The sequence below is a fragment of the Sphingobacterium puteale genome, from assembly GCF_050986225.1.
In the GTDB taxonomy this organism is placed as follows: domain Bacteria; phylum Bacteroidota; class Bacteroidia; order Sphingobacteriales; family Sphingobacteriaceae; genus Sphingobacterium; species Sphingobacterium puteale.
Genome location: NZ_CP158959.1, coordinates 6,690,196 through 6,715,563 on the forward strand (window position 1 = coordinate 6,690,196; position 25,368 = coordinate 6,715,563).

General features: G+C 39.4%; 20 protein-coding genes. 5 read left to right on the forward strand and 15 right to left on the reverse strand.

All coding sequences use genetic code 11. From position 1 onward, the window contains the following. Positions 1-40: 40 nt before the first annotated feature. The gene (locus ABTV71_RS27710; RefSeq protein WP_220700006.1) at positions 41-445 is read left to right on the forward strand and encodes a Dabb family protein; all 405 of its coding nucleotides are present in this window, start codon (positions 41-43) and stop codon (positions 443-445) included. On the opposite strand, the gene ABTV71_RS27715 is transcribed toward ABTV71_RS27710, so the two are convergent. From ABTV71_RS27715 to ABTV71_RS27740, 6 genes are read right to left on the reverse strand one after another with little or no spacing between them, the layout of a single operon-like run. Next, positions 438-1,766, reverse strand: a complete 1,329-nt coding sequence (locus ABTV71_RS27715; protein WP_433901765.1) for a DUF58 domain-containing protein — start codon at positions 1,764-1,766, stop codon at positions 438-440. The two genes, ABTV71_RS27710 and ABTV71_RS27715, sit on opposite strands and share 8 nt — an antisense overlap. Next, positions 1,766-2,755, reverse strand: a complete 990-nt coding sequence (locus tag ABTV71_RS27720; protein WP_433901766.1) for an AAA family ATPase — start codon at positions 2,753-2,755, stop codon at positions 1,766-1,768. Before ABTV71_RS27720 ends, ABTV71_RS27715 begins: the two co-directional genes overlap by 1 nt. Continuing rightward, complete coding sequence (locus ABTV71_RS27725) at positions 2,752-3,945, reverse strand: DUF4350 domain-containing protein (protein WP_433901767.1); 1,194 nt, start codon at positions 3,943-3,945, stop codon at positions 2,752-2,754. Before ABTV71_RS27725 ends, ABTV71_RS27720 begins: the two co-directional genes overlap by 4 nt. Further along, positions 3,942-4,802, reverse strand: a complete 861-nt coding sequence (locus ABTV71_RS27730) for a DUF4129 domain-containing protein (protein ID WP_433901768.1) — start codon at positions 4,800-4,802, stop codon at positions 3,942-3,944. The genes ABTV71_RS27725 and ABTV71_RS27730 overlap by 4 nt, the downstream gene beginning before the upstream one ends. Then, a complete protein-coding gene (locus ABTV71_RS27735) occupies positions 4,795-5,706 on the reverse strand; it encodes an ABC transporter permease (RefSeq protein ID WP_433901769.1) in 912 nt (303 codons plus the stop codon). The genes ABTV71_RS27730 and ABTV71_RS27735 overlap by 8 nt, the downstream gene beginning before the upstream one ends. Then, entirely contained in the window at positions 5,697-6,659 is a 963-nt protein-coding gene (locus ABTV71_RS27740) for a stage II sporulation protein M (protein ID WP_121121143.1), read from the reverse strand. Before ABTV71_RS27740 ends, ABTV71_RS27735 begins: the two co-directional genes overlap by 10 nt. A 29-nt stretch (positions 6,660-6,688) precedes the next feature. On the opposite strand from ABTV71_RS27740, the gene ABTV71_RS27745 reads away from it, so the two are divergent. After that, a complete protein-coding gene (locus ABTV71_RS27745; RefSeq protein ID WP_433901770.1) occupies positions 6,689-7,420 on the forward strand; it encodes an RDD family protein in 732 nt (243 codons plus the stop codon). Positions 7,421-7,646: 226 nt separating this feature from the next. On the opposite strand, the gene fabD is transcribed toward ABTV71_RS27745, so the two are convergent. From fabD to ABTV71_RS27765, 4 genes are all read right to left on the reverse strand, one after another. Then, the gene (fabD, locus tag ABTV71_RS27750; protein WP_121121147.1) at positions 7,647-8,537 is read right to left on the reverse strand and encodes an ACP S-malonyltransferase; all 891 of its coding nucleotides are present in this window, start codon (positions 8,535-8,537) and stop codon (positions 7,647-7,649) included. 98 nt (positions 8,538-8,635) lie between these two features. Continuing rightward, a complete protein-coding gene (locus tag ABTV71_RS27755) occupies positions 8,636-9,865 on the reverse strand; it encodes a M16 family metallopeptidase (RefSeq protein ID WP_121121150.1) in 1,230 nt (409 codons plus the stop codon). 18 nt (positions 9,866-9,883) lie between these two features. After that, positions 9,884-10,330, reverse strand: coding sequence for a GNAT family N-acetyltransferase (locus ABTV71_RS27760; protein WP_433901771.1), 447 nt, complete (start codon positions 10,328-10,330; stop codon positions 9,884-9,886). A 98-nt stretch (positions 10,331-10,428) separates the two neighbouring features. After that, positions 10,429-13,278 carry an outer membrane beta-barrel protein gene (locus tag ABTV71_RS27765; protein ID WP_433901772.1) on the reverse strand — a complete coding sequence of 950 codons (2,850 nt, stop codon included), beginning with the start codon at positions 13,276-13,278 and terminating at the stop codon, positions 10,429-10,431. Positions 13,279-13,498: 220 nt separating this feature from the next. On the opposite strand from ABTV71_RS27765, the gene ABTV71_RS27770 reads away from it, so the two are divergent. After that, the gene (locus tag ABTV71_RS27770) at positions 13,499-14,095 is read left to right on the forward strand and encodes a ribonuclease HII (protein ID WP_121121156.1); all 597 of its coding nucleotides are present in this window, start codon (positions 13,499-13,501) and stop codon (positions 14,093-14,095) included. Positions 14,096-14,126: 31 nt separating this feature from the next. On the opposite strand, the gene ABTV71_RS27775 is transcribed toward ABTV71_RS27770, so the two are convergent. From ABTV71_RS27775 to ABTV71_RS27795, 5 genes are all read right to left on the reverse strand, one after another. Then, a complete protein-coding gene (locus ABTV71_RS27775) occupies positions 14,127-16,607 on the reverse strand; it encodes a YfhO family protein (protein WP_433901773.1) in 2,481 nt (826 codons plus the stop codon). A 247-nt stretch (positions 16,608-16,854) separates the two neighbouring features. Continuing rightward, positions 16,855-17,172: a YbjQ family protein gene (locus tag ABTV71_RS27780; protein ID WP_104383460.1), complete on the reverse strand. Its 318-nt coding sequence runs from the start codon at positions 17,170-17,172 to the stop codon at positions 16,855-16,857. 5 nt (positions 17,173-17,177) lie between these two features. After that, positions 17,178-17,864, reverse strand: a complete 687-nt coding sequence (locus tag ABTV71_RS27785) for a potassium channel family protein (protein ID WP_121121160.1) — start codon at positions 17,862-17,864, stop codon at positions 17,178-17,180. 96 nt (positions 17,865-17,960) lie between these two features. Continuing rightward, positions 17,961-19,751, reverse strand: a complete 1,791-nt coding sequence (locus tag ABTV71_RS27790; protein ID WP_433901774.1) for a TrkH family potassium uptake protein — start codon at positions 19,749-19,751, stop codon at positions 17,961-17,963. A gap of 124 nt (positions 19,752-19,875) precedes the next feature. After that, the gene (locus ABTV71_RS27795; protein ID WP_433901775.1) at positions 19,876-21,771 is read right to left on the reverse strand and encodes a hypothetical protein; all 1,896 of its coding nucleotides are present in this window, start codon (positions 21,769-21,771) and stop codon (positions 19,876-19,878) included. A 222-nt stretch (positions 21,772-21,993) separates the two neighbouring features. On the opposite strand from ABTV71_RS27795, the gene ABTV71_RS27800 reads away from it, so the two are divergent. Further along, on the forward strand, positions 21,994-22,905 hold the full coding sequence (locus ABTV71_RS27800; protein WP_433901776.1) for a hypothetical protein: 912 nt from the start codon (positions 21,994-21,996) through the stop codon (positions 22,903-22,905). Next, entirely contained in the window at positions 22,865-25,321 is a 2,457-nt protein-coding gene (locus ABTV71_RS27805; protein WP_433901777.1) for a hypothetical protein, read from the forward strand. The genes ABTV71_RS27800 and ABTV71_RS27805 overlap by 41 nt, the downstream gene beginning before the upstream one ends. Positions 25,322-25,368: the final 47 nt, after the last annotated feature.

Sequence of the window (25,368 nt, forward strand, 5' to 3'; positions counted from 1 at the left end):
CTCTTTTTTTGTACCTTAATGGTTCTAAACCGTATCATCAATGAAAAGACGCAATTTTTTATTTGCACCTATGGTGCTCGTCACCGCACCCACATGGGCAAATCCAACGCAGTCAGATAATGACCTGCCCCCCAATACAATTATTCATGTTGTTAATTTTTGGCTGAAGAAAGATATCAGTGAAAAAGATAAAAAGGATTTTGTCGGTTTCTTTGAAGAACTCCGCAAAATTGACACGATCAAAACACTCAATTATGGCATTCCAGCACCGACAAATGCGCGAGCAGTTGTTGATAATAGCTTTGACTATACATTGATTGTCACATTCAAGGACCTTAAAGATATCACTATATACGAAACACACCCGATTCACCTGAAAGCAATCGAAAAATATCAGCATTTTTGGACGAAAGTCATGGTCAAAGATACTTCCATCATTAAATAAGCCCGCGTGCTTTTATCTCCAAATATTTATTGACTGAGTTGATCGTTAAATTTTCGGGTGCAGTATAGATCGTTTGAAATCCATTGCGGATGAGCTCTTGCACAATAAGCTGTTTCTCGTAGATAAATTTCTCTGCAATGATCTGGTTATAGATTTCGATGGTCTTTTTCGGAGCGCTTTTGGCTAAATTTTCTACTTCAACATTTTTGAAGACAATAACAACAATGATATGGCTCCGGTTTAGCATGGAAAGGTAATTCATTTGCCTTCTCAAGGAGTCTAGTGTCTCAAAATTAGTATAGAGAAAGATCAGCGAGCGCTTATTGATATGAGCATTTGCATAGCTATAAAGTTTGCCATATTCAGGTTCCTCAAAGTTTGTAGTCACTTGATATAGCGCTTCCGAAATCTTGAGCATTTGGTTATTTCTCTTTTCAGCAGGTATAAACACATTCACATCTTTCGAAAAAGTCAACAATCCGGCTCGGTCCTGTTTTAATATTGTCGCATTTGAAAGAACTAATGATGCATTGATTGCATAATCCAGTAATGTGAGCCCATCAAAAGGCATTCGCATAGCGCGCCCCAAATCTATAAATGAATAGATCGGTTGTGATTTTTCCTCTTCATATTGATTGACCATTAACTTTTTGACCTTCGCTGTAGCCTTCCAGTTCATATGACGATAATCATCCCCCTGAACATATTCCCTGACGTGATCAAACTCCATGGCTGAGCCAATGCGACGGATACGCTTTATTCCTAATTCATTAAGTCTATTGCTCGTCGCCAAAAGCTGATACTTCCTCAATTGAATATATGATGGATAACAGGGAATCTGCTGCGCCTGATTGGTTAAAAACCTTCTCTTAAAAAACCCAAACCGCTTCACCAGAGTGATACATCGGCCAAACTCATATATACCTCTTTGCGTTGGTCGCATCAAATAAGAAATTTCAGTGCTTTGATATGCGGACAAACGCGTAAAAAATTCATTGTTCCGTATCTGCAACTGTATCGGAAATTCTTCCAAGATTTCGATGGAAGCAGGAAATGGATAAAAGGAATTGATCATTAATTTCATCGGATTTTCATCGCCGTTGGATAATTTCTCTGGATATATCCTTGTAATTTCGACACGTCCGTTGCCGGAGAATAATACAATGAAATCAAAAATCAATACCGCCAGCCACAGCCAAAACACAATCCATGCAACAGTAAACAATCCCCTCATAAAAAAAGAGATTGCAAAGAACATCGCTATTCCCAACAAGGAATAGAAAAACTGATTGGTCAGAAAGAGCTGCTTTATTTTCGCCATTATCTTGGAATTTCTACCGAATTAATGATTTGATCTATCACATAAGTCGTTGTAAAGCCTTCCATTTCTCGCTCGGGAGTCAACATGACCCGATGACCTAATACCGCAGCAGCCACTCTTCGAATATCCTCGGGTGTCACAAAATCTCGTCCGCTCAACGCCGCAGATGCTTTGGACGACTCCAGTAGCGCAATAGAAGCCCTCGGCGAAGCCCCCAAAGTTAAGCTCGGATTGGTACGTGTTTTTATGATCACCTGAGCAATATAATTTAACAATTCGTCATGTACAAAAATTGATTTGATCAGACGCTGAAAAGAGAAAATCTCTTCCGCCGAAACCACACTGCCAACTTGATCCTCTTTATTTGATGCTTTTTGTGCATGATGCTCCTTCAAAATTTCCAATTCGTGCTGAAGTTCCGGATAATCCACATTGATCTTAAATAGAAAACGATCCAACTGCGCTTCAGGCAAACGATAAGTTCCTTCATGCTCGATGGGATTTTGCGTAGCGAAAACTATAAATGGAACAGGCAAGAGATAGGTATTTCCATCGACCGAAACTTGATGCTCTGCCATACTTTCAAAAAGCGCGGCCTGCGTTTTCGCAGGAGCACGGTTGATCTCGTCAATCAAAACAATATTAGCGAAAATCGGCCCTTTGCGAAATTCAAATTCATTGCTCTTTAGATCCAGAATAGATGACCCGGTCACATCTGAAGGCATCAAATCTGGGGTGAACTGAATCCGTTTAAAGTCACTACTGATTGTTTTGGCAATTAATTTTGCAGATAAAGTCTTCGCGACACCCGGTAACCCTTCTATTAAAGAGTGTCCGGACGCTAAAATCGAAATCAATAACATATCAATCAATTGATCCTGTCCTACAATAACTTTTTTTACCTCCGACTTTACCTGAGCCATTTTTTCATATAAACCCGATATATCAATTCGGTTTTCAAAAGATATATATTTATCGAAGTCACTCATATCATTTTTGCTTTATGTTTAAAATCTTCTATAATTTCATTGATCTGTCTTAATTGGGTCAAGTCGTGCATTTGTGTTCCCTGCATTCGAATTATTAACCCAATGAGCTGTTGTGTTTCAGCAAGTGGAACACCTGACCGCTCAGCCAATTCTTCACAGAACCCGTTTTCTCTTAACTCCAGTGTATCCATATGAAAACGGCTCCGAAGGTCGTGCAGAAAATAATCTATTTTTTTATCAACCATATTGCCCGGCGTGCCGTTTTCATAATATAAAGTCGCAATTGTTTCACAAAATTCTTTGGAAAGATTCGGCTCCGGTTTGACAATCGCCACCGCACGCTGTTCTCTTTTACTCTTAAACACAAGTAAAAGAATAAGTCCCCCCAACAGCACATACCAAGCTTGTCGTAATCCTTCATTGGTCAATAAAACCCGCAATGGAGTACGATATTGATCCATATTCGCCTTGAAATCATACCAGGCAATCGGTTTATCGTTTAAATATGATAATGCTTTGGCAGCATAAGCATATTGAGAAGCGGAGTTCAGTAAATAATAATTGCCAAATAAATCGGGAGTCAAATGTAGATAAAGTCGACCTTTACCAACGCTCACTTCGACGAAATTAGGTAATAAATAATCTTGATAAGTAATTCCCCCTAAAATAGTCGCATTTTTTGGCAATTTACTAAACACCTCGCTTAAGTCCGATTTAGCATAATGAATTTTAATATTCTCATTGGCCAGCTTCACTCTTAAATGACTTTTAATATCAACACCTTTCTTGTAACCATAGAAATCCTCCACTTTTATGTTTAGGGAATCCAAAAGAGTATAGTCAATCGTTTCAGCGATAATCATTGCTTTCCCCCCTTGAGACACATAGTCAAGTAATTTATTGCTGGCTGCTTCACCCAAGGAAAAATACGAGGTATAAAACAGCAGATTCATTGCAGTTCCCTCTGTACTATCCAGGTATTCATAGAGCGGGCGCTTGACATCTACATTGCGCTGATCAATTATATACTTTAATTCCTGCCGGAGCACATAGGCTCCAAAAGGATTTTTATCTTTTGCATCGAAAGTTCGATCCCAAATTATTGGTTTCTTGCTCGTCATATCAATGACGCCAATCAGTAGCAAAACAGCTCCCAGCAATATCAATCCAAATTTTACTGATCCTTTCATTTAATTTGATTTTGATATTGGTTAAACAGTTGTTCATAATGACTAAAGTCGGACTCTTTTAATTCAAATTGTCCAAACCAGACGTAGTCAAATACCCGGGTACATTCCTCGAAGCCCACACGCAAATCCTTATCTTGGAGCTCATTCGCAAATTCTGCATTTGTTTTACTATGCTTCCATTTGATATAACCTGCTTGTGCCAACTTTTGAATATTCAATAATTGTAGGTAACGAATTCCCAGCGCATAATTTTTCTGCGCGACAGCATCCCTAATATACTGACTGAGATCGCTGTTCATCAAATTTCTTTCCACATACGCCAATGTATCCAAAGCGTCTGCTTCATACTCATGTTTAATGAAATACTGGTTTTTATTGTATAATATCTTATAGAGCATAAAAGCCAGCGCTATTAACGCCAGGAAGGCAAATACATAACCAAATTCTTTGTTAAATTTATATGGATTATCCGGCATGATATCCCCGAGCCATTCCGAAATACGTTGTAAGATACGTTGCAATACACTTATTTTATCTTTGATATTCTCAGAATACACAAAATCATCACGCTCATATCGTTTGATAATTTCCGGATAGGGATCCATCTTAAAAGCGCGTTCTTGGCTATATTTAGGAATAGAATCAAATAAATGCGGATCCCAAAGGTCATCTTTTCTATCCGCTGCTTTAGCCATCGCAACGGAATCCACCATAGCAGAATCCAAAAGGGATGCAACAGAATCTACAGTCACCGAATCTGCAGAATATCTTTCTGAATCTGTCTCACGCGGTTTTGGATCACAGGCGCTCAATGAAAGCATGTATACAAAGAAAAAAACAAATAGTAGCCTATTCATTTCCACCTCCAATCTGATCAATCATCCCATAAATACGTTCCCCGAATTTGAGGTCCTTGGCCGTTTCGTAAATTATCCCATTGGCCAAGACACCGGACATATATAAAAATAACGTAAATAGAGTAATAAACATCCCGCCCAAGGTCATCAGTAATTTCCCCCAGGATGAATCAAAGAAGGCCGCTTCCATCCCCAAAAAATTATAAGATATCAGCGAAACAATTATTAAAGGAATTACAGAGATCATCATAACAGCCATCTGGAAAATAAAATTGACAATATAAGCCGCTACACCATATTGGATCAATTTTTTGCTCAGCATAACATAAGCATCTGTAAAACAGCTTCCCAAATCTGAATAACCTTCACGATAAAATAAAAACGAACTAAATAACCAAATTCCGACCATTGACATTAATATACCAATTGCAAAGCTTCCGATAAACGGGATAAATGCCGAGATTACAGCAACGATGGCGAGTGGTATAAAAACAACGATCAAAGCCAAGATCATCGCAAATAAGAACATAAAATACTTACCTATATTTGCCCTAAAATTTCGTAAGACCTCCTTTCCTGTGAACAATGTGTTTTTACGTTCTTTCAGCAGAATAAAGTATTCGATAGAAATTCCATATACATATAATCCCAGCGCAATTAGAGCCATGATCAGTAATGCAGCCCAGGTAAATCCATCAATATCTTCAAATGAACTACTGTGTGCAGAGAACGTAATTTTTGTAGAAAGGAAATAATATACCAATGCTATTGCTGCTAGCGGTAATGCAGACAGCCCAAATATGGTCGTCACAAAATGTTTATAGATCAATTTAAAAAGATCAATAAAGCTCTGGACAAAATCGCCTATCTTTCGTTCTTTCTGAAATTCAAAATCTACTTCCATTGATATCGTTTTGCTAACCGATAGGGGTTAATAACATAAAAAAATAGTATTGCCAGCAATGACAGGAGTATGATGAATATACTGAACCAAACAGATACGTTATAATATCTTGTTACAAAACCTTCTAATGTACCGGCGACGATAAAAAATGGTATCGTGCTGACCAATACCTTCATGGATGTCTTTGCTGTCTGAACAAAAGAAGCCATCCGGGTATAAGATTTGGGAAACAAAATGCTATTTCCGATTGCAAGCCCACAGCCTCCAGCGACAACAATCACAGAAATTTCAATCGTGCCATGGATCCATATCGCAGACATAGCCTTCCCCATCACACCATATTGGAAAAACATCTGATGGAATGCCCCCAACATAATGCCATTGCTAAACAATATATAGCCCGTACCGATACTCAAAAACAGCCCAAAAGCAAAAGCCATAAAAGCCACACGGACATTATTGATTGTAATCCAGATCGCTGATCCAAAACTACTTCCTTTACCATAAACTGCAGCAGGATCGCCTGCTTTAATGCTCTCTATGGTGGAATCTACATAAAAATCTCCCAAAATAAGCCGAATAAAATCTATATCGTACATCGCCGAAAGGAAGCCAATCGCTGATGCAAGAACAAAAATCAATAGGGAATAAAAAAGCTGCCTACGAATTGACCAAATTGCCTGTGGAATCTCCTCGTTGATAAAAGACTTGAATCTACTATTGGAAGCCTTTCGATCCTTGTAGATTTTTTGATGTGCAGTTACAGCAAGTTCATTTAAATAATTTCGTACCTTACTATTGGGATAAAATGTCTGCGCATAAGCAAGATCATTTGTTAGCTCAATATAGTTCGATGCCAATTCATCTGGATCTACCTGTATGTTAATTGACAAATTATTTTCAATTAACGTCCATTTTTCTTTATTTCGTTCTACAAATGATGCTTCTCTCATTAATTTTTTTAACTGGCTAAACCAAATATATGAATAAGCTTGAGATAAACACAGCACAAAATGTAAAAATCCAGTATAATCTTGCTAGCCTAGGTTCGAGGATGATCGCATTTGCCATTGATTACTTTATTATTGTCTGTTACTTTTTCTTTTGTATGTTTCTGTTGGATGCATTAAATATCACAAGCAGCGACCCCTATCTTTTCTATGGTATTATAATGGGAATGACATTACCCGCATTTTTTTATACCTTAATTGCTGAAACAGCATTCGGCGGACAAACTATTGGTAAAAAGATTATGAAAATTAAAGTGGTGAAGCTTGATGGTTCACGCGCTGATTTTTATCAATACCTATCCCGCTGGACCTTATCAATCGTCGATATATGGATGACAATGGGCGGCATTGCAATTACCTCAATTGTGCTCTCCAAACATGGTCAGCGTATTGGGGATATTGCCGGAGAAACATCTGTCATTAGTTTGAAACCCAGTCTGAAGCTCAGCGATACCATTTATGAGGAAACTTTTGAAAATCATCCTATTTTGTTTCCTCAGGTCATCAAGTTAAGCGACAAAGACGCCAATGCGATCAAAGATGTCTATCAAACTGCATTTGATAGACGGGATGTAGGCATACTGACCGCCTTAGTTCAACGTTTAGAAACAATTATGGAGGTGAAACATCCCGAAAAGATGACCCCGAATGATTTCGTTCTACAAGTCATGAAAGATCACTATAGCATGTTTAAGGATAAATAGACCTGAATACCCTCTTAAGTTCTGCACTTACTTGGTTAATGCAACCGATATTAGTCAAGTATTACATCTTTTGTAGGTGTATAATTGAATTAGCAGCACACAGCTCCCATTAGAAGGCAAATGGAGATGTACCCATAATTTGTTTTTTGTGAAGAGCGCATTATGGGATTTAAATACAAGAAAGGACCGAATAATCGGCCCTTTATATGTTTTAGCTAGAAAATTATTAAGCTGTTACAGAAGCTGCCGAAGTTGGTATCTGACGATCCACTTTTTTAACTAAACCTTGTAAGACATTTCCCGGACCAACTTCCACAAATGCTGTGGCACCATCGGCGAGCATATTTTGTACAGTCTGTGTCCAACGAACAGCCCCAGTCAACTGTGCGATCAAATTTTGCTTAATAATAGCAGGTTCCGTTTGTGGCTGCGCATCAATATTCTGATAAATTGGACATCTCGGAGATAGAATATCCGTAGCTTCAATCGCTGTCTGCAATTCTACTTTAGCGGATTCCATCAGTGGAGAATGGAATGCACCACCAACATTTAATTTTAGTGCCCTCTTCGCTCCAGCCTCAGTCAATAAGGCACAGGCTTTATCGACACCTTCAATTGATCCTGAGATCACCAATTGTCCCGGACAATTGTAGTTTGCCGCGACAACAACATCATCCACTTTAGCACAAATCTCTTCTACGATGGCGTCCTCCAATCCTAAAATTGCCGCCATTGTTGAAGGTTGCAATTCACAAGCTTTTTGCATGGCATTTGCACGCTGGGACACCAATTTCAATCCATCTTCGAAACTTAAAGCACCCGCCGCAACCAATGCCGAAAACTCACCCAAGGAATGTCCTGCAACCATGTCTGGCTGAAAAGAGTCGCCTAATGCTTTCGCCAAAATAACAGAATGCAAAAAAATCGCAGGCTGCGTAACATTGGTCTGTTTCAATTCTTCATCCGTACCGGAAAACATAATATCCGTGATACGAAATCCCAAAATATCATTTGCTTTCTCGAATAAAGCTTTTGTTTCTTCATTTAAATTATACAGGTCTTGCCCCATCCCAACAAATTGGGCTCCTTGACCAGGAAATACATATGCTGTTTTCATCTGTTATATTTTTTCTTTAATGGCTGATAAGAGCTTGCAAGCTCGGTTTCATATTTAAGAATTACTGTAATCGCAAATATATAGAATTCTATCAAATATTAATCTTCCGGAACAAAACTCAACGACAACATCTTCCGGGGATCAAATACATCCTGTGCAATCGCCAAAAGGTTTGTACGATCTAAATGTTGTATTTTCTCGATCACTTCATTCAATAAGATAACGCGGTCATAATCCATCACATTCTTTGCCGCCGAAATAATCATACTCATTCTATTTTCTTCCGTCAGGGCAATTTGGCCAATAAATTTCTGCTTTGCCTTCTTCAATTTGATTTCGGAAAGTGGCTGCTCACACAGTTTATGTAGCTCTTTAAATACGAGTCTTTTAGCTTTTTCAACCTTTTCCTCATCGGTTCCCAGATAGATGCTAAATAATCCTGTATCTGAAAAAATCGTGTAATTGGATTCGATGGTATAGGCAATCCCGTATTTTTCCCGGATGGAGAGGTTAAGAATCGACCCCATTCCCATCCCGCCCAACATATTATTCAAAAGCAACAGGCCGGTTTTGCGCTCATCACGGTAGTCGTAAGCCAATGATCCGAGCATATAATGCACCTGATTAATGGGCTTGGGGACCTCAAGTTGCAGCGCTGTAATTGGTTTTACATCATTTCTGGAACGTGAAATTGCATGTTGCTCTATTTCTCCAAAGACCTTATGCAACAATTTCTCGACCTCTCGTAGACTGTAATTACCTGTGATACCGATCACCATCTCATGCGTATCGTAGTTTGAGCGCATAAAGTCTGTGATATCATTCCTTTGCAAGGCTAAAAGCTGATCTTCAAGTCCCAATATATTGTGTCCTAAACCAGAGCCTTTAAACACGAGATCTTCAAAATCGTCGACGATGGATTCTTCCGGGCTATCCAAATAAGAAGCCATTTCATCAACGATAACCGATTTTTCTTTGTCCATCTCCACCTCGGGAAAAGTAGAATGAAAGAAAATATCCTCAAATAAATCCAGCGCCCGGTGGAGATATGGTTGCAATATGGAGGCATGAACACAGGTATATTCTTTTGTGGTATAAGCATTCAGGTCACCACCGACAGACTCCAGATGATCGATAATCTGCTGCGTTGAACGTTTCTCTGTTCGCTTAAATAAAAGATGTTCAATAAAATGAGCAACCCCAAATTTACCCTCCGATTCGTCCCTTGACCCCGCATTGATGACCATACACACATGGGTTACCGGCAAATTTTGATATTGGAATACCACACGGATTCCATTTGAAAGTCTAATGATTTCGTACTCCATTCAGTTTATGAAATTTCTCTAATTGATGTGTTTACGCATAAATTTGCGCGGGTGAAAAGCAAAACCATTTTTCTTATACAGATGAATGGCCCGCTCGTTATGTTCCTCGACTTCCAGCAAGATCATTTTACAATTCTTTGATTCCAGGTAGGAAGTTACAAAATCGACGGCCAATTTTCCAAGCCCCATCCCCCGGGCTTTTTCGCCCACAAAAAGTTCATCGAGAAGCCCGACTCTTCCTTTGAATTCAAAACTAAAGAAATAAGCGACGATCATATAACCCAAAATATCTTCTCCTTTGCGAATCAACCAAGCTTGTCCAAGTTGAGGGTTATTAACAAAAAGATCAAAATTATCAATCGTTGTCTTGCGGTCGATATCGTACCCATCGATGGCATAAAACTCTTCCATCATAGCTACAATAGCCGGGATATCTCCAATTGCTAATTCATCAAACTTAATCATTTCGTATCTGTTTCTGCAAAGCTAGGTATTTTTAAATGCAAAACGGTCATAGTGAAATCACTATGACCGTCTTTTATTCGTTATAAGATCGTTATTATTTACATACGTGGTGGACGCATTCCTCCTGGGAATCTATTTTCCCCTTCAGGATTACCCATCGCAAATTTCTGGAACTTATACGTAAATAACAGCATAAAGTAGCGTCCGAGACGGTTGGTACGGCTATCAGTAGTTAAGAAGCCATCTACCGTACGAGACAGATTTGTTTGTTGATTTAATAAATCAAATGCTTGCAGACGTAATGTCCCACGTTGCTCTTTTAAGAATCTTTGTTCAACATAGGTATTGATAATGAACGGATTGGAAGACAAGCCCTGACCATATCCCTGATTGAAAGATTTAGAGAGATCGGCGCCAAAAATAGTATTCTTCAGAATATTGTATGAACCAACTAAGGTTGGTGTCCAAGTCTGAATATCACTATTTCGCTGTAACAGACTATTTTCTGTATGTGTAAACTGGTAACGAACCCCGGGATTGATTTCCAGATTCTCAGAGGGGTTATAACGGAACATTAGTCCCTGAGTCAGGACGAAATTACGAGCGACGTTTTTCTGTCCGATATTGTCATTTTCATCAATTGAAGAATAGCCAACGGTTTTATTTACTGAAATCCCCCCCATCAACATCACGTTAAAGGTTTTTTCTTTCCAGGATTTACCATAATGATAAAATGAATTGATCGCATACGGACGATCTCCAGTCTCGTTTAAATAGCGTGTCTCTGAGATCAATGCCGAATCAATTTTTCCTGTTGTGGGATCTTGTTGAATAGGGCCGTAGTACGATTTGTTTAAGCTAACAATTTTATTGTCTGCCAGTGAACCATTTAGGAACACAAAGAAATTGTTTCCTTTCTGAAAGTCATTTTTGCGAAATCGTAGTTTCAAATCGTGGTTAAATTCTGGACTCAGACTCGCATTTCCATAAACAATATTTGTCGAGCTTGTGCTCAGATTATATGGCAATATTTGCGATACACCTGGTTCTGTCGGAGATCCAGAGTAGTTTACGCTTAAATTGGATTGACGTGAAAATTTATATTCAAAACGAGCGATCGGCATCCAGTTCATATTCTTGCGGGAAATCGGAATAATCTCACCCGAATTAATCGCTGATCCTGTCAATTGGGAGGGTTGACCAGCCACACCCACAGAGTACGTCACTTTATCATTGCTGAAGAGATAGTTCGCTCCGATTTTATGCGTTGTAAAAGCATAGTCATAATTATAGTCAAGGTTTAGCTTCGCATTTTCAAATGCGTTTTCAATAATACTGCTATCCTTATCATAACCTATTTGAGTGATATTATTGTCGTATTTATTTTTGTTAAAATCATAGGTTATCTCTAATTTTCCGTTTTTGGATAGAGGTTCAGTATAATTTACCGAAGCTCCGGCATTCCAGCTCTTATTGAGCGCATCCTGAACCGTACGCTGGTAAATGTTACTCATGGGTTTGTTGATATTGGACGGGTCGTAAATATACCTGTCGAGTATCTGATTTACGTCTTTATCTGTTTTGGCATTATTGTAATTGAAATTGAAAAACAAGTTACGTCCCTTGTCATTCAGTTTACGGTTATATAAACCACTGATCCCAAACCTTGGCGCGGTGGAATTTGTTCCAGTTGTTAGTACTTGCTTATTATCCAAAACATTACTTAAATAAGTAATAGAATTGGTTATCGCATTATTATTCCCGTCATCATAGCCAAACTGTGGCACTAGCTTAATGTAATCCTTCGCGGTGGGCTTCCACTCTACGTTTGCCTCAAAACGATGATTTCCGCCAATGGTATTTGAATTTGCATCTACGCTATCCGCCTGCGACCGACCGGGCGTTGCATTCACAATATATCGTTGCGAGAGTGTTGTATTATTGCTATGGCTATAACTATAGCTACCATAGGCTGTCAATTTATCCGAAAAATCCTTACGAAAATTAAGTCCGATGGAGCCTATTTTGGTCAGACCGTCTGAGCCACCAAACATACCGCCGCCGCGACGTCCACCACCACCCTGGCCGCGCCGGGCACCGCCACCTGTGGTATTAAAATCAAACAGGGGCGCATTGGTGTTGTTTAAATTTCCGAGAACAGAAACCTGCTCGCCTTCGCGCATTCCCATCCACATTCCTGTTGCCTGATAACGGTCTTCGGTACCGTAGCCTGCACGGAGTGTCGTCATATGACCTTGGTTGTATTTAGGATCAATCTGAATGTTCAGTACTTTTTCGGAATCGCCATTCTTATTTCCTGTAATATTGGCCATGTCCCCGTAGTCATCGATAATCTGCATTTTTTGGATAATATTGGCAGGAAGGTTTTGAGTGGCGGTTTTTACATCTCCACCAAAAAAGTCCTTACCATTGATCCGCACTCGTTTCACCGATTCTCCCTGAGCAGTGACATTACCATCTTTATCCACCTCCACGCCCTGTAGTTTTTTTAAAGCATCTTCCGCAACGGATCCATCACGTAATTTCAGGTCCTTCATCGTGTACTCTAGGGTATCACTTTTCACAACTACCGTCGGCACCCCATCCACAACGACTTCCTCAAGCATTTGAGAATTCTGTTGTAAAGTCAGACTTGGGATAATGTATTTTACCTCTCCCTTCGGAAAGCCGAACTCTTTTTCAAAACGTTCAAAGCCTAAATTAGAAACAGTAATCTTAAATGTATCTGCCTTGATCTTATCAAAGATGAAAATCCCGGCCATATTTGAACCTGCAGTCATGGAATCCAATTTTGAAGTCAACCTAACTGTTGCTCCCGCAATAACGCGGTTTTTATCGTCTTTCAACATTCCTTGTACACTTCTCGTCTGACCATATACGGTGCATCCTGTTAACATACTCAACAAAAAAAGCATGAAGCCTCTCATAATACTTATTTTTATATTTCTATAATTGACAAATTCTTGACTGAATGATCCTGTTTTATTTAACCCATTCCTCCGCTGTCCATGCTCAACAGCACATTCAATATCTTTACAAAAGAAGAGATTATTAGTGTTAATTAATGTAAAAGGGCATTATTCACACAGAAGTTACAATGCAAAACTCTAATTTTATTTGTACTTTCGTTCATTTACAGAATAAAAGATGCTACTATCATATTATCAAGATCAACAGGTTGAAGCCGGATGTGACGAGGCAGGTAGAGGTTGCTTGGCAGGACCGGTCTTTGCGGCAGCAGTAATTTTCCCTGCCGATTACCATCATGAGCTTCTAAACGATTCGAAAAAACTAAGCGAAAAAAAACGCATGGCATTGCGCCCGATTATTGAACGGGAAGCACTCGCCTATGCTGTGGCGAGTGTCTCAGCGGAAGAAATAGACCGCATTAATATTCACAATGCCAGTTATCTTGCCATGCATAAAGCATTGGATATGCTACAGATAAAAGCAGAATATATTATTGTGGATGGAAACAGGTTTATTCCTTACCAAGAAATCCCCCACTCGTGCATCATAAAAGGTGATGGCAAATATCTTTCTATTGCAGCGGCTTCCATCTTGGCTAAAACCTACCGAGATGAATACATGGACAATATTGCTTCGGATTACCCCGCTTATGATTGGCTTAATAATAAAGGCTATCCGACAGTAAGACACCGGACTGCGGTGCTTGAATACGGGTCAACACCACATCATAGAAAAAGCTTTAGAATAACTGATCCACAGCTCAAATTATTCTAAAGCTTCAACCTTTAAAAAAGAAACAGCTGTGCTATGCAGCTGTTTCTTTTTCTGTCTCCCGTAACGAGAAATATGCTGCTGCCACTATTCCTAATCCAAGGATAATCGATGATATTAAAGTCAAAAGATTCCCCATCTTATGTGATTCCGGATCAAAGATAAATTCGACTTTATGTGTTCCTGATGGCAGCTGTAAAGCTCTCAGCAAATAATCTGCACGGATAATTGGTATTTCTTTTCCATCGACATACGCCTTCCATCCTTTATCATAAAAAACTTCAGAGAATACCGCAAATGCGTCATTGGTAGCTGTGTATTCGTACTGCATTTTATCAGGATGGTACGATGTCAGTTTAATTTCCCCTGTTGTAGCCGAGCTGGACGTTTTTGCTTTGATTTCATTCTGATACTGTTGATTCACAAAAGCTTCTTTACGTGGATCAAAAGAGCTGATCGCCTGCATTTCTTCCGCATTTCCTTTTACAAAGGTTATTTTATCCACAAACCAGGCATTGCCAGCCGCTGTACTCCGTCTCACGATACGCTGCGATTGATTTTGAGGATCTGTTGTGATCAAGTAACGCACATTGAACATATCCAGCACATCTTCATTGAGCGCTCCGTTGAATTGATTCTCCAAGATTTCCTGAAAACGCATTAATTTAGCGGCATGATACCCCCCTAATGATTTATGGTAATAGGAAGGACGGGCATCAGAAAATGGATCTGTTGTCAGGTCAAGGACGCGATAACTTGGGTCTTTATCCATCAAGATCAATTGGTCAACCTCACGTTGCTGGAATACCTGCTGTGCAGTCGCTCCCTTCTCCATAAAAGATTTATCATTCAAAAAGCGTTTATCTACGCTCCACAGATCGAATAGGAACAAGACAAGCAAAATCCCCAATAATGCCCCTTCACTGACTTTCCTTTTGAGGTAAAACCAAACAGCCCCAAATGTGAGCAATACAATAACAAAGGAACGATAGGCATCCTTACTTGCGATATCTTTACGGTCCAAAACCAGTTGATTCACCATCTCTGTCGCAAAAGATTTATCACCAATCTGTTGTGTGAAAGACTCTATTAAATTATTATGACCGGCATTTCTAAAATTCAAGAACAGATCCGGCAGCAAACCGATCAGCAGACAAACTCCACCGATACCAACAAAAGTATACAGCACTTTCTTGTCCAGGTTTGGAATTTCTTTGGCCCGTGTTAGCAACTCATTTACTGTCATAATAGCCATCAGCGGCACTGTAATTGAAACGAGTACCAAGATGGATTCCACGGCCCGAAACTTGTTGTACATCGGGAAATAATCAAAAAATAGATCCGAAACCAGTGTAAAGTTCTTTCCGAATGACAAAAGCAAGGCTAATACAGTGGTCGTCAGTATCCACCACTTTAGGCGGTTCTTAACAATGACAAGTCCCAGAATGAACAAGAAGAAAATGCCAGCCCCAAAATACCATGGCCCTGAAGTAAAACGCTTATCACCCCAATAGGTCGGCATTCCTTGCGCCATCTGTCCTGCCTGAACCGCAGATGCCCCCCCTTTTTCCATAAAGAACTTGGCTACATGTGACTTTTCATCCAATTGACCACCACTTGCTCCCCCATAAGCATTAGGAATCATAAAGGTCATGGTCTCGCCGACACCTTGGCTCCACTCGTAAGCGTATTCCTTATCAAGTCCTTTTTCTTTTGTATTGTTATTATCGACCTTTGTAATGTTGGCATGCCCGCGTGTACTCAGTTTACTATACTCCCAGGTAGGCAATAAAATAGAAGCGTTGACCATCAAAGCAATGATAACCGCAATCACTTGTCTCCCCGAGGCGATAAAGAACTCCTTTAGTTGTTTTTGCTTGATCGCATCGACTAAGATAAAAATAACGTATACCATCAAGGCCATTAACAAGTAATAAGTCGTCTGTAAGTGATTGACACGGATCTCTAGAGAGAGAAATAAAGCCAGCAGTACCGGCCCCCACAGCCTGCTTCCACGGTAACACATGATCACCGCAGCGATGACGGGCGGTATAAAAGCGATAGCATTGGCCCGGGTGATATGTCCTGCCTCTATATAAATAAAGTTGTATGATGTAAAGGCTATTGCCACTGCGCCCACCGCGGCGAGCCAGGGTTTGATGCGTAATACGCTAAAAAGAAAATAAGCCCCCAAAAGATAAAACAACACAGTGTCCATTGGGCTTGGAAAAACAAATTTGACGGCTTTCAGCATATAAGTGCCGATGTTATTTTCGTTCGCTTGCCAGATCTGATAGGTTGGCATTCCTCCAAACATGGAATTCGTCCACATAGGAGCTTTCCCATCTTTGGCTTTATAGTCAAATAATTCTTTTTGCCCAGCTTGCGCCTGCACCACATCCGATTGAGCAAGAGTCTTTCCCTGCCAGACGGGCGTGAAATAAAAAAATACGAGCACAATGAATAGCGCAATAACGATTAAATGTGCTGAATTTACCTTAAACCAATTTTTCATTTATCCTCTTAGGTTGTTTACAAGTCTTAAAAGCCAAACTTAGATAAATTTGTTTTTATATACAATTATAATTATGACCAATCTATTAAATATGCCTCGCTTGATCCTAGAAAGAAAAGATCACAGAAAGTGTAAGGCCAATCGCGCGATTTCCTCACTTAATTAATACCGTAACGACAGTTCCTGAAAATGAAATGAGACGCCTTTTGCAAAAAAGGCCCTAATTAAAATTAGGGCCAATCTGGATTTATTTCATCTTAACGGCAGTTCCCGTTGCCCCGACCATCATCATTCCGCCTGTTCCTACAGTCTGGAAATCCAGCCGAACGCCTACGACAGCATCGGCTCCTAACGCCCTAGCGCGGTCTTCAAGCTCACGCAATGCTGCCTCACGGGTTTCCTGAAATGCACGCTCATAAGAATTAGAACGACCACCAAAAAAATCCCTAAAACCGGCCATCATATCTTTAATGGCATTCGCTCCAAGAACAACCTCTGAAGAAACAATCCCCAGATAACGATCGATCTGGTGCCCCTCGATAATACTTGTTGTTGTTAATAACATAATTTTTATTCTCCTTTTTGAATTAACTTATTAATATTGGACAATTCGCCAAAAACAACCAAGATGTCACCTTCTGCCATTACTGTTTCAGAGGTGGCAATACCAGATGCTTCCTTTTGTTCCTTGGTAATTCCGTCCTTAATTGTCTCTGTAATCTTCACTGTTGTCAATACGATAATTTTATAAAGGTTGGTCAGATTGGCCTCCCGCAATGTCATTCCAACATAACGCTGTGGCACCTTTGTTTCTACGATGGAATACCGATCTGATACCTTAAATGAATCAACAATATCAATATTGTCCAACCGCATTGCCAATCGCTCTGCGGCTTCTTCCTCTGGCATGATATATTCATTGATCTCCATAGCTTCCAAAACTGTCTTCTGTAAATCAGATACGATACGGCCAATGATACGTTTTACTTTTAGTTGCTTTAGGAGTGCAACTGTCATGAGCGATGCGCCTTCATCTTCTCCAATGGCGACAATGACAGCATGAGCGTCTTTTAAAGGCAGCGAAGATACAGCCTCCCGGTCTGTAGTATCTAGGCATACTGTATGCGTGATCTTATCTTTGAGCTGCTCTACAATAGTTAGATTTCGATCCGCACCGATGACTTCATGACCGAGTTCGGTAAGATGGACACCCAATGAACGTCCGAAGTGCCCTAACCCTAAAACAATATACTTCATAACTCAAACTAAGATAAATTTATTTTATTTGCAAGTCTAATCGCTTTACAAATAGACGCACTTTGATCTTTTGTATATTTATACAGAAGAAAAAAATTAAAACAGGATCTTTTCTTCCGGAAATATAATATTTCTACGGGTCGTATTTTTAATAAATGCTACCAACAAGGTCAACATGCCTACACGACCAACCAGCATGGTCACGACTATGATCAATTTTCCCCCCATACTTAAGGAAGGCGTTATTCCCAAACTTAATCCGCAGGTCGTATATGCCGATAAGGATTCAAAAAGCAAATCTTTCATGCTTTTGTCCGGATCGGTAAAAATAAGAACAAAAAAACTCAGCCCAACGACAAGGAATGACAATAGGATAATCGCAAAAGCCTTATTCACGGATTCACTCGCTATTCTCCTTTTAAAAATTTCAATATATTCTTTTCCTTTTGCCAAAGAAATGATATTCATAAAAGATAGCGCCACTGTCGTCACTTTTACTCCACCTCCAGTAGACCCCGGAGAAGCTCCCACCCACATCAATACCATAATCAGAAAAGTAGTTGGCGCGCCGACGAAACTCAGATCAATGCTATTGTAGCCCGCCGAACGCGCAGCATTTGCCATAAAAAACGATGTTGCCCATTCTCCGTCAAAACCTTTTTCCAAAGAAAGTGTATTCTTGCGTTCTAAAAAATAAAAGAACAGCGTTGCTGCAACAATAATTATCGCATTACATAGCAATACTAATTTGGAGTTAAAACTAAAGCTCCACGCCTTATGTTTGTAATTTTTCTTCGTAACCAAACGGTGATACCAAAGCAATATTGACTCCTTAACGTAGGTATAGAAGTTCAGTACAATTCCAAAGCCTAATCCACCAAGAATAAACAACGAAGAGAGCGCCAGCTGAAATGGATAGTTGAACTTATAGGCCTCATTGGTGATTCCGCCAGATAAAATAGAGAATCCAGCGTTACAAAATGAAGAAATGGAATGGAAGATGGAAAAGAAAATCATACTCCCCATATTAGGGAAATTAGCCTTTTCAAGGGTACTAAAGATCAATACCGCGCCTAGAAATTCAAACAATAGTGTAATAAATATCATGGTCAACAAGGTCTTGATCACCGAGGCCACTTTATTTTCCCCCAATATTTCGCCAAACATCAATTGGTTTTTGAATGAAAATCCGCCAGAAAAAAAATAGCCAAAGAAACCCGTAAAGGTCATGATTCCGAGTCCGCCGACTTGTATCAATACAATAATAACGGTCTGGCCAAACATGCTAAAGTTGGTCGAAATATCTGCTACGGATAATCCAGTTATACAGACAGCACTGGTCGCCATAAATAAGGCATCGACAAAACTGAGCGGAGCTTCTATTGTTGTTCGCGGTAGCATCAATAGGACTGTCCCGATCAGGATAAGCACAAGGAAACTGATGACAAACAGTATGGTGGGGTTAAAATAAAAATTATCGAAAAAGAGGGTACTTTTGGATAGCTCAGCGATAAAAATAATATAAATACCCAAGTAAATCCACTGCTCACGGGAAAAAACAGCTAGTGCTTCAATTCCGGCAAAACGGGCTATCAAAATAAAAATAAAATAAATCAGGATGAGCAGTCCGGAGTAATGTTCGACGGCAATTTTTTTCAGCGCATAAATGGATGATGACTCCCGCAACGCAATCATAAAAAAAAGCACAAAAAATAAGTAATGAATTGTCTTGCCCAGTAATATGCCCAACATCGGGTCTGTGACATAGCCTACGTTGAAAATCACAATTGCAGCACAAATCATGCTGGCGTACAACATGATCTTATCTACTAGACCGTTTTTATATTTGAAAACAAATCGAACAAAACTTAATATCGAATCTATCATTATAAACCGCAAACTAAGATAAATTTGCCTTTATTCAAAAATCTATCTGCATCTTCTCCTCCTATGGGCAGGCTATTTCCACGTGAAACGGAATCTGCCGAGGCTTTTGCTCCACCCCTGTCCCCTAATCCCCAGGATTTTCTTTCTCCAATTCCTTTTCAGCCTTCTCTCGATCCCGTTTTCGTTTTTCTTCTATTTTAGCGGCTGCTTTTGCCTCCTCTTCTTTTTCCTCCTTTAGCAATTCTTCGGCAGTTTTATGCTTTTTAAATATCCCCGAGAATAATTTCTTCGCTTTCTCCACTCCGCTCACGACCTTCTCAACACGATCAGCCGTATTCATTAATTTTGCCTCGCGCTCTGGTCCTAAACCAACACATTGCTTGATACCCATCAGCAAACTTTGCCACATTGCTTTAAAGAAAGGATGATAGGGATCCCTATGTTTGTTGATATGCCCTATCGTGTATTTACCATACAGGTCGGGGTTGCCGGGATTGAATAAAACCTGATTGACCATGAAAGAAAGAAAGCCTTTCTTTTCCCTGCGTCCGTCGTCACCTGTTTCAGAGAGTATATTAACCTTTAGATCATTGTAATCCATTTTAAACGTTCCTTTACTCCGGTAATCATTAGCCCAGATATCAAATACGATTTGTCTCAGGTTACCAGACTTAACCTCAACATTCAGCAGTGGCCGAATCATTTTATTAACAACTGTTAAATCCATCTGTCCAAGACTCCCTTTGTAGGTATAAGCTCCAACTTTAGAGGTCATATCAAAAACAAAATTGGTTACGAGCTTTCCTGAATTCATAAAATTAGTGCTCAGATTAGCCCGCATGAGTTTCTGTTTCAACAGCTTTGTGGAATCGTTGGTCACATTCAATATTGTACCGTAGGTATGATTGAAAGTGATGGTTCCTATCTGGCTATATTTATCGCTCATCTCGGAATAAGAAATGCCAATATTATCCAAGATCAGCGAATCAATTCCCAACCGGGTTGACATCTGCATCAATTTCATGTGTGGCGCATTTCCGATCTGCCGGGTGGCAGGACTTTTATAATGCTTATCGCTATAAATAGAAAGGTGCCCATTCTTTAAGAATGCTTTTTGTGCATAAACCTTTTTATCTCTGGAAAGCTGTCCAAAATTGAACTCCTCCAGTTTAAGGGTATCCATTTTAAAAACAACATAACTCCCCCCTTCTCCTTTCTTCTTGTAGTAAGCTGCTTTATTTAACGTCGGTTGGTAAGCCACTTTAGTCAAAAGGACATTTCTTTTTTTACTATTGATCTTAAGCTTATCAAAATTGATTTTATAAAATCCATCCGGAGTTTGATAAGTAAAGCCAGGCACTTCAATGTCGATCATCTTCGTATGATAAAAACGCTGACTATCTTGTTCCGAAGTTGAATCAATAAGAACGTCATCAATCCGCACTTTCACTTTTTTTATTTCAAAGTCCTGATGTACACCCTTTTGCACCTGTGTATATTTAAAATCTATATTATTCAAGTTAACAGCTTCAACGTGAATCTTCTTTAAATTATCTTTTATCTTCTCATACAGGGGTTTCTTAGGACCCGGGCTTACCGTATCATTATAACTGTGCACCTCATTGATAACATGTATAGTAGGCGTATCTACAGTAATATCGTGTAAAAAAAGCTCTTTATCCATCAGCACCTTACGAATGCCAAAACTTTTAATCTTAAGCTTGTTGATGATTATTGCATAACGATTGTCCGGAGCCTTTTTCAGAAGCTCCAATTTCTTATACACTATACTATCAGGAATTAAATGAAGGTTATCAATGGTCAGATTCCCCAATGCCAGATTAACATGGATATCGTCATAGTGAACTGTATACAGGCTATCAGTTGCCTGCAAAACCAACTGTTTTATTTTGGTATCCAGCAGCGGTTTCCATTTATTGCTAAAATACATGATGCTTCCGGTCAAAGCCAGAAGGGTAAACACAACAATTCCAATGATCCACTTAAAAATAGGCTTCATAAAGTCGTAATCTCTTTGTAATTTAGTCTTTATTTTATTGAATAGCAAACAAGATCAATTCCCATTTTGTTTCAACCACTATTAAATAAAGCAAATATGCAGCTCCGAACACGACTTTTTTTATTTCTTATACCTTTTTGGCTACTTGTGTTCTATTCTTGTTCAGATTCCAAACCCGAAACAGGCTTCTATTTTTGGAAAACGGTCTTTAAAATTGACACCATGGAACATCGCGCATTAAAAGAAATCAAAGCCAAATCCATATATACACGAATTATGGATATAGACTTTGACCCATCCGGTGTCCAGGCGATCCCAATTAGCCCCGTTACCTTTTCCCAGCCAGTCCCTAAAGAACAAGCGTTAATACCTGTCGTGTTTATCAATCAACGTATTTTTTCAGAAATGGACAGTTTACAGATAAGGGCTTTGGCCAATAAAATTGTCCCTTTTGTCTCTGCAAAAATTAAGCAGGCCGGCAAAGAAGAATTTAACGAATTGCAACTGGACTGTGATTGGACTCAATCCTCACGGGACAAATTTTTCTACCTGCTCAAGTACCTACAAGAATTACCTGATTTAAAAGGCATTGTCGTCAGCTCGACACTAAGGTTACATCAGGTTAAGAACACTGTTACAAGTGGTATCCCACCAGTAAAAAAAGCAACATTAATGTGTTACAACATGGGCAACTTGCGCCAATTCGGAAACCAGAATTCTATCCTGAATCAACAGGACCTAAATACCTATTTAGGTGGTACGCTGCGCAATTATCCAATTGAAATGGATGTTGCTCTTCCCTTATTTCAATGGTTTGTCGTCTTTAGAAACAATAATTACATCGGCATTTCAAAATATATTAGCGAGCAGGATATTAATAATACGGCTTTATTTACCCCTAATCCGAACAGTAACTTATATATTTTAAAGGTTGACCTCCCTAAAGCAAACCTCAAAAAAGGAGATGTCGTGCGGTTTGAGAAAGTAACACAAAATGATCTTTTGCAAACGGCAAAATTTTTGAGAGGAGAGTTAAAAGGGAAAAAACACCAGATTATTTTTTATCATTTAGATCAAGCTACATTAGCAAATCATGACAATGTCGAGTTACAGGAAATTATTCGTGCTTTCTAGCACTACTATTGCATTCTTCTTTGGGGAAATTGCAACAAATATTGCTTGTGGTCCCGAAGTGGATCCCTATGACAACCAGACGACTTACTATCTTCCAAATCTTGAAGACAACGGGTTTTCTGCATTTCAATACATCCCTTATCAATTTCTTTACACCGAAGAAGCTCCAGTTAAGGAAAGTCTCGTTAACAGCGAAGCGTGGGCAAAACACTTGGGGCCTAGAGTGAATGCAAATGATATTGAACAATTAATGTACCGCAGCGATTCGGCGACGGCTGATTTGGCCAGTAATCAAAAAAGATCATCCTGGAACAATCTTCCAGACTCCGTCAAAGGAAATACATTTTTACAAGCCTTAATTGATGGTAAGCATGAGCCTGAGCGAGCTTACTTTGTTTTCACAAAAAAACAGGAGCCTATTACAAATGTTCAGCATAATTACTGGGATCCCGATACGCGGAATTTTAAAGAGATCGTACAATATGCTGAACTCGCCGAAGCGCAGATCAATAAGCATAAAAAAAACAGTTTTCTTTTTGTGCGTTATGCTTATCAGGCTGCACGCTTATATCTATTCGGTCAGGAATATGGAAAAAGTATTGCTATTTATGAAAATTACCTACAGCCTATTAAAGGGAATGATGCGATTCTGAATTGGGCACTTTCAAACTATGCTGGCGCCGTCCGTAAAAATGGAGATGGAGCCAAAGCCGCCTACCTTTTCTCCAAATTATTCACTGCAAGTCCCGAACGACGTGTTTTAGCCTACTCAAATTTTCATTATATCACAGCTTCCGATACTGAAATTTTTCAATATGCAACTAATGATGCTGACAAATTTAACATTAACGCCATTATTGGTTTCGGTACAGGAGACCGCACCATGAAATATTTAAACGCGTGTTACCAGCTTGATCCAGCCAATACAGTAAATGCTGTTTTGCTAGGAAGAGAAGTCAATAAAATAGAAGGCGACATGAATGAGTCTTTTTATATCGGCTATGGCGAAAACTTTAATTATTATTCCCGAAACGAGGATAAAAACACGGTTAAACAACATTTGGATTCCCTACGCAATTTTGCTTTAAACCTTTATCAGGACAAAAAATACGTCCAACCACAGCTCGGTTTGATTACTGCAGCCTATTTAAGTTGGATGAATAAAGAAAATGATCTGGCAAAAAAATATCTTTCCCTGGTAAAGGAGCGTGATCTAAACCCTAAACTGGCAGATCAATATCAGATTACGGCGTTACTTACGCAGTTAGCCGACTGGCAAACCAGCAAACAGATTGACCAGCCAAAGCTTGTCAAAACATTAGCGTGGCTGGAGGAGAAAGCTCAACGGGACAGCAAAAACTCAAGCAACAAAAAGGAATGGAGCTATAGTGCCTTCGAATACAGCAACTATAGTTTAATCGCCAGAAACATACTCCAGAATCTCGTCGTTAAACACTACCTCAGCACACAGGATACTGCTATGGCGAGTTTGGCTGCTGTTAAAGCAGATATCTTCTATAATTATGGTGTCGCAAAGGATTCTCTTGAAGACAACATGCAATGGTCCACCATGCACTTTTGGGAAAATAGTCTTACACCCAAAACATTATTAAAAATAAGAACTTTATTGTCCGACAACACACAGCAAAACACATTGTCCCGTTTTTTACTTGAAGATATAAAGCATTTCAATAGAGACTATCTGACCGAGCTTTTAGGTACCGCATATTTACGGGAACTAGACTTCCAAAACGCAGCCAAAACACTACAGGCACTTCCTAAAGACCACAAAATAAAAGAAATAAAGAATTCTTACAGCGAAGACGAAAATAATATTATACCCAGCCCATTCATCGTCACCATCAATGATTATCCCAAGAAATACGGAAAAGAGAATACAACCAAGTTAAAATATGCTGAACGTATGGCGCGATTGGAAAATGCCATAAAAAGCGAAAAAAACAATCAGAAGAAAGCAGACTATTATTTTCAGATGGCTACAGGAATTTATCAGACCAGCACCTACGGAAATGCCTGGTCATTAGTTTCTTATGACTGGTCATCCACAGACAGTCATGCCGCCTCAACGATACACTGGCAACGGAATTATTTGCAGACAAAATCAGCAAAGGAATGGTATTCCAAAGCCCGTTCACTGAGCTCAGATAAAGGATTTAAGGCTAAATGTACCTTCATGCTTGCAAAATGTGAACAGAAAGATTTCGCTTATACGGATGAAACACGCTGGCAATATTATGACTCCCCTTTGAAAAATCCGTTCTACCGCTTTTCGCTGCAGAATAAATACTTTAAAGAGCTAAATACACATTATAAGGACACGCCTTTTTTCAATATGGCTTCAAAGGAATGCACCTATTTAAGGGACTACCTGAATCTAACACAAGCCATAAAATAAACACGCCTGTCCTTTTAAATACAGAAGAGGCTTCCATATATGTGAAG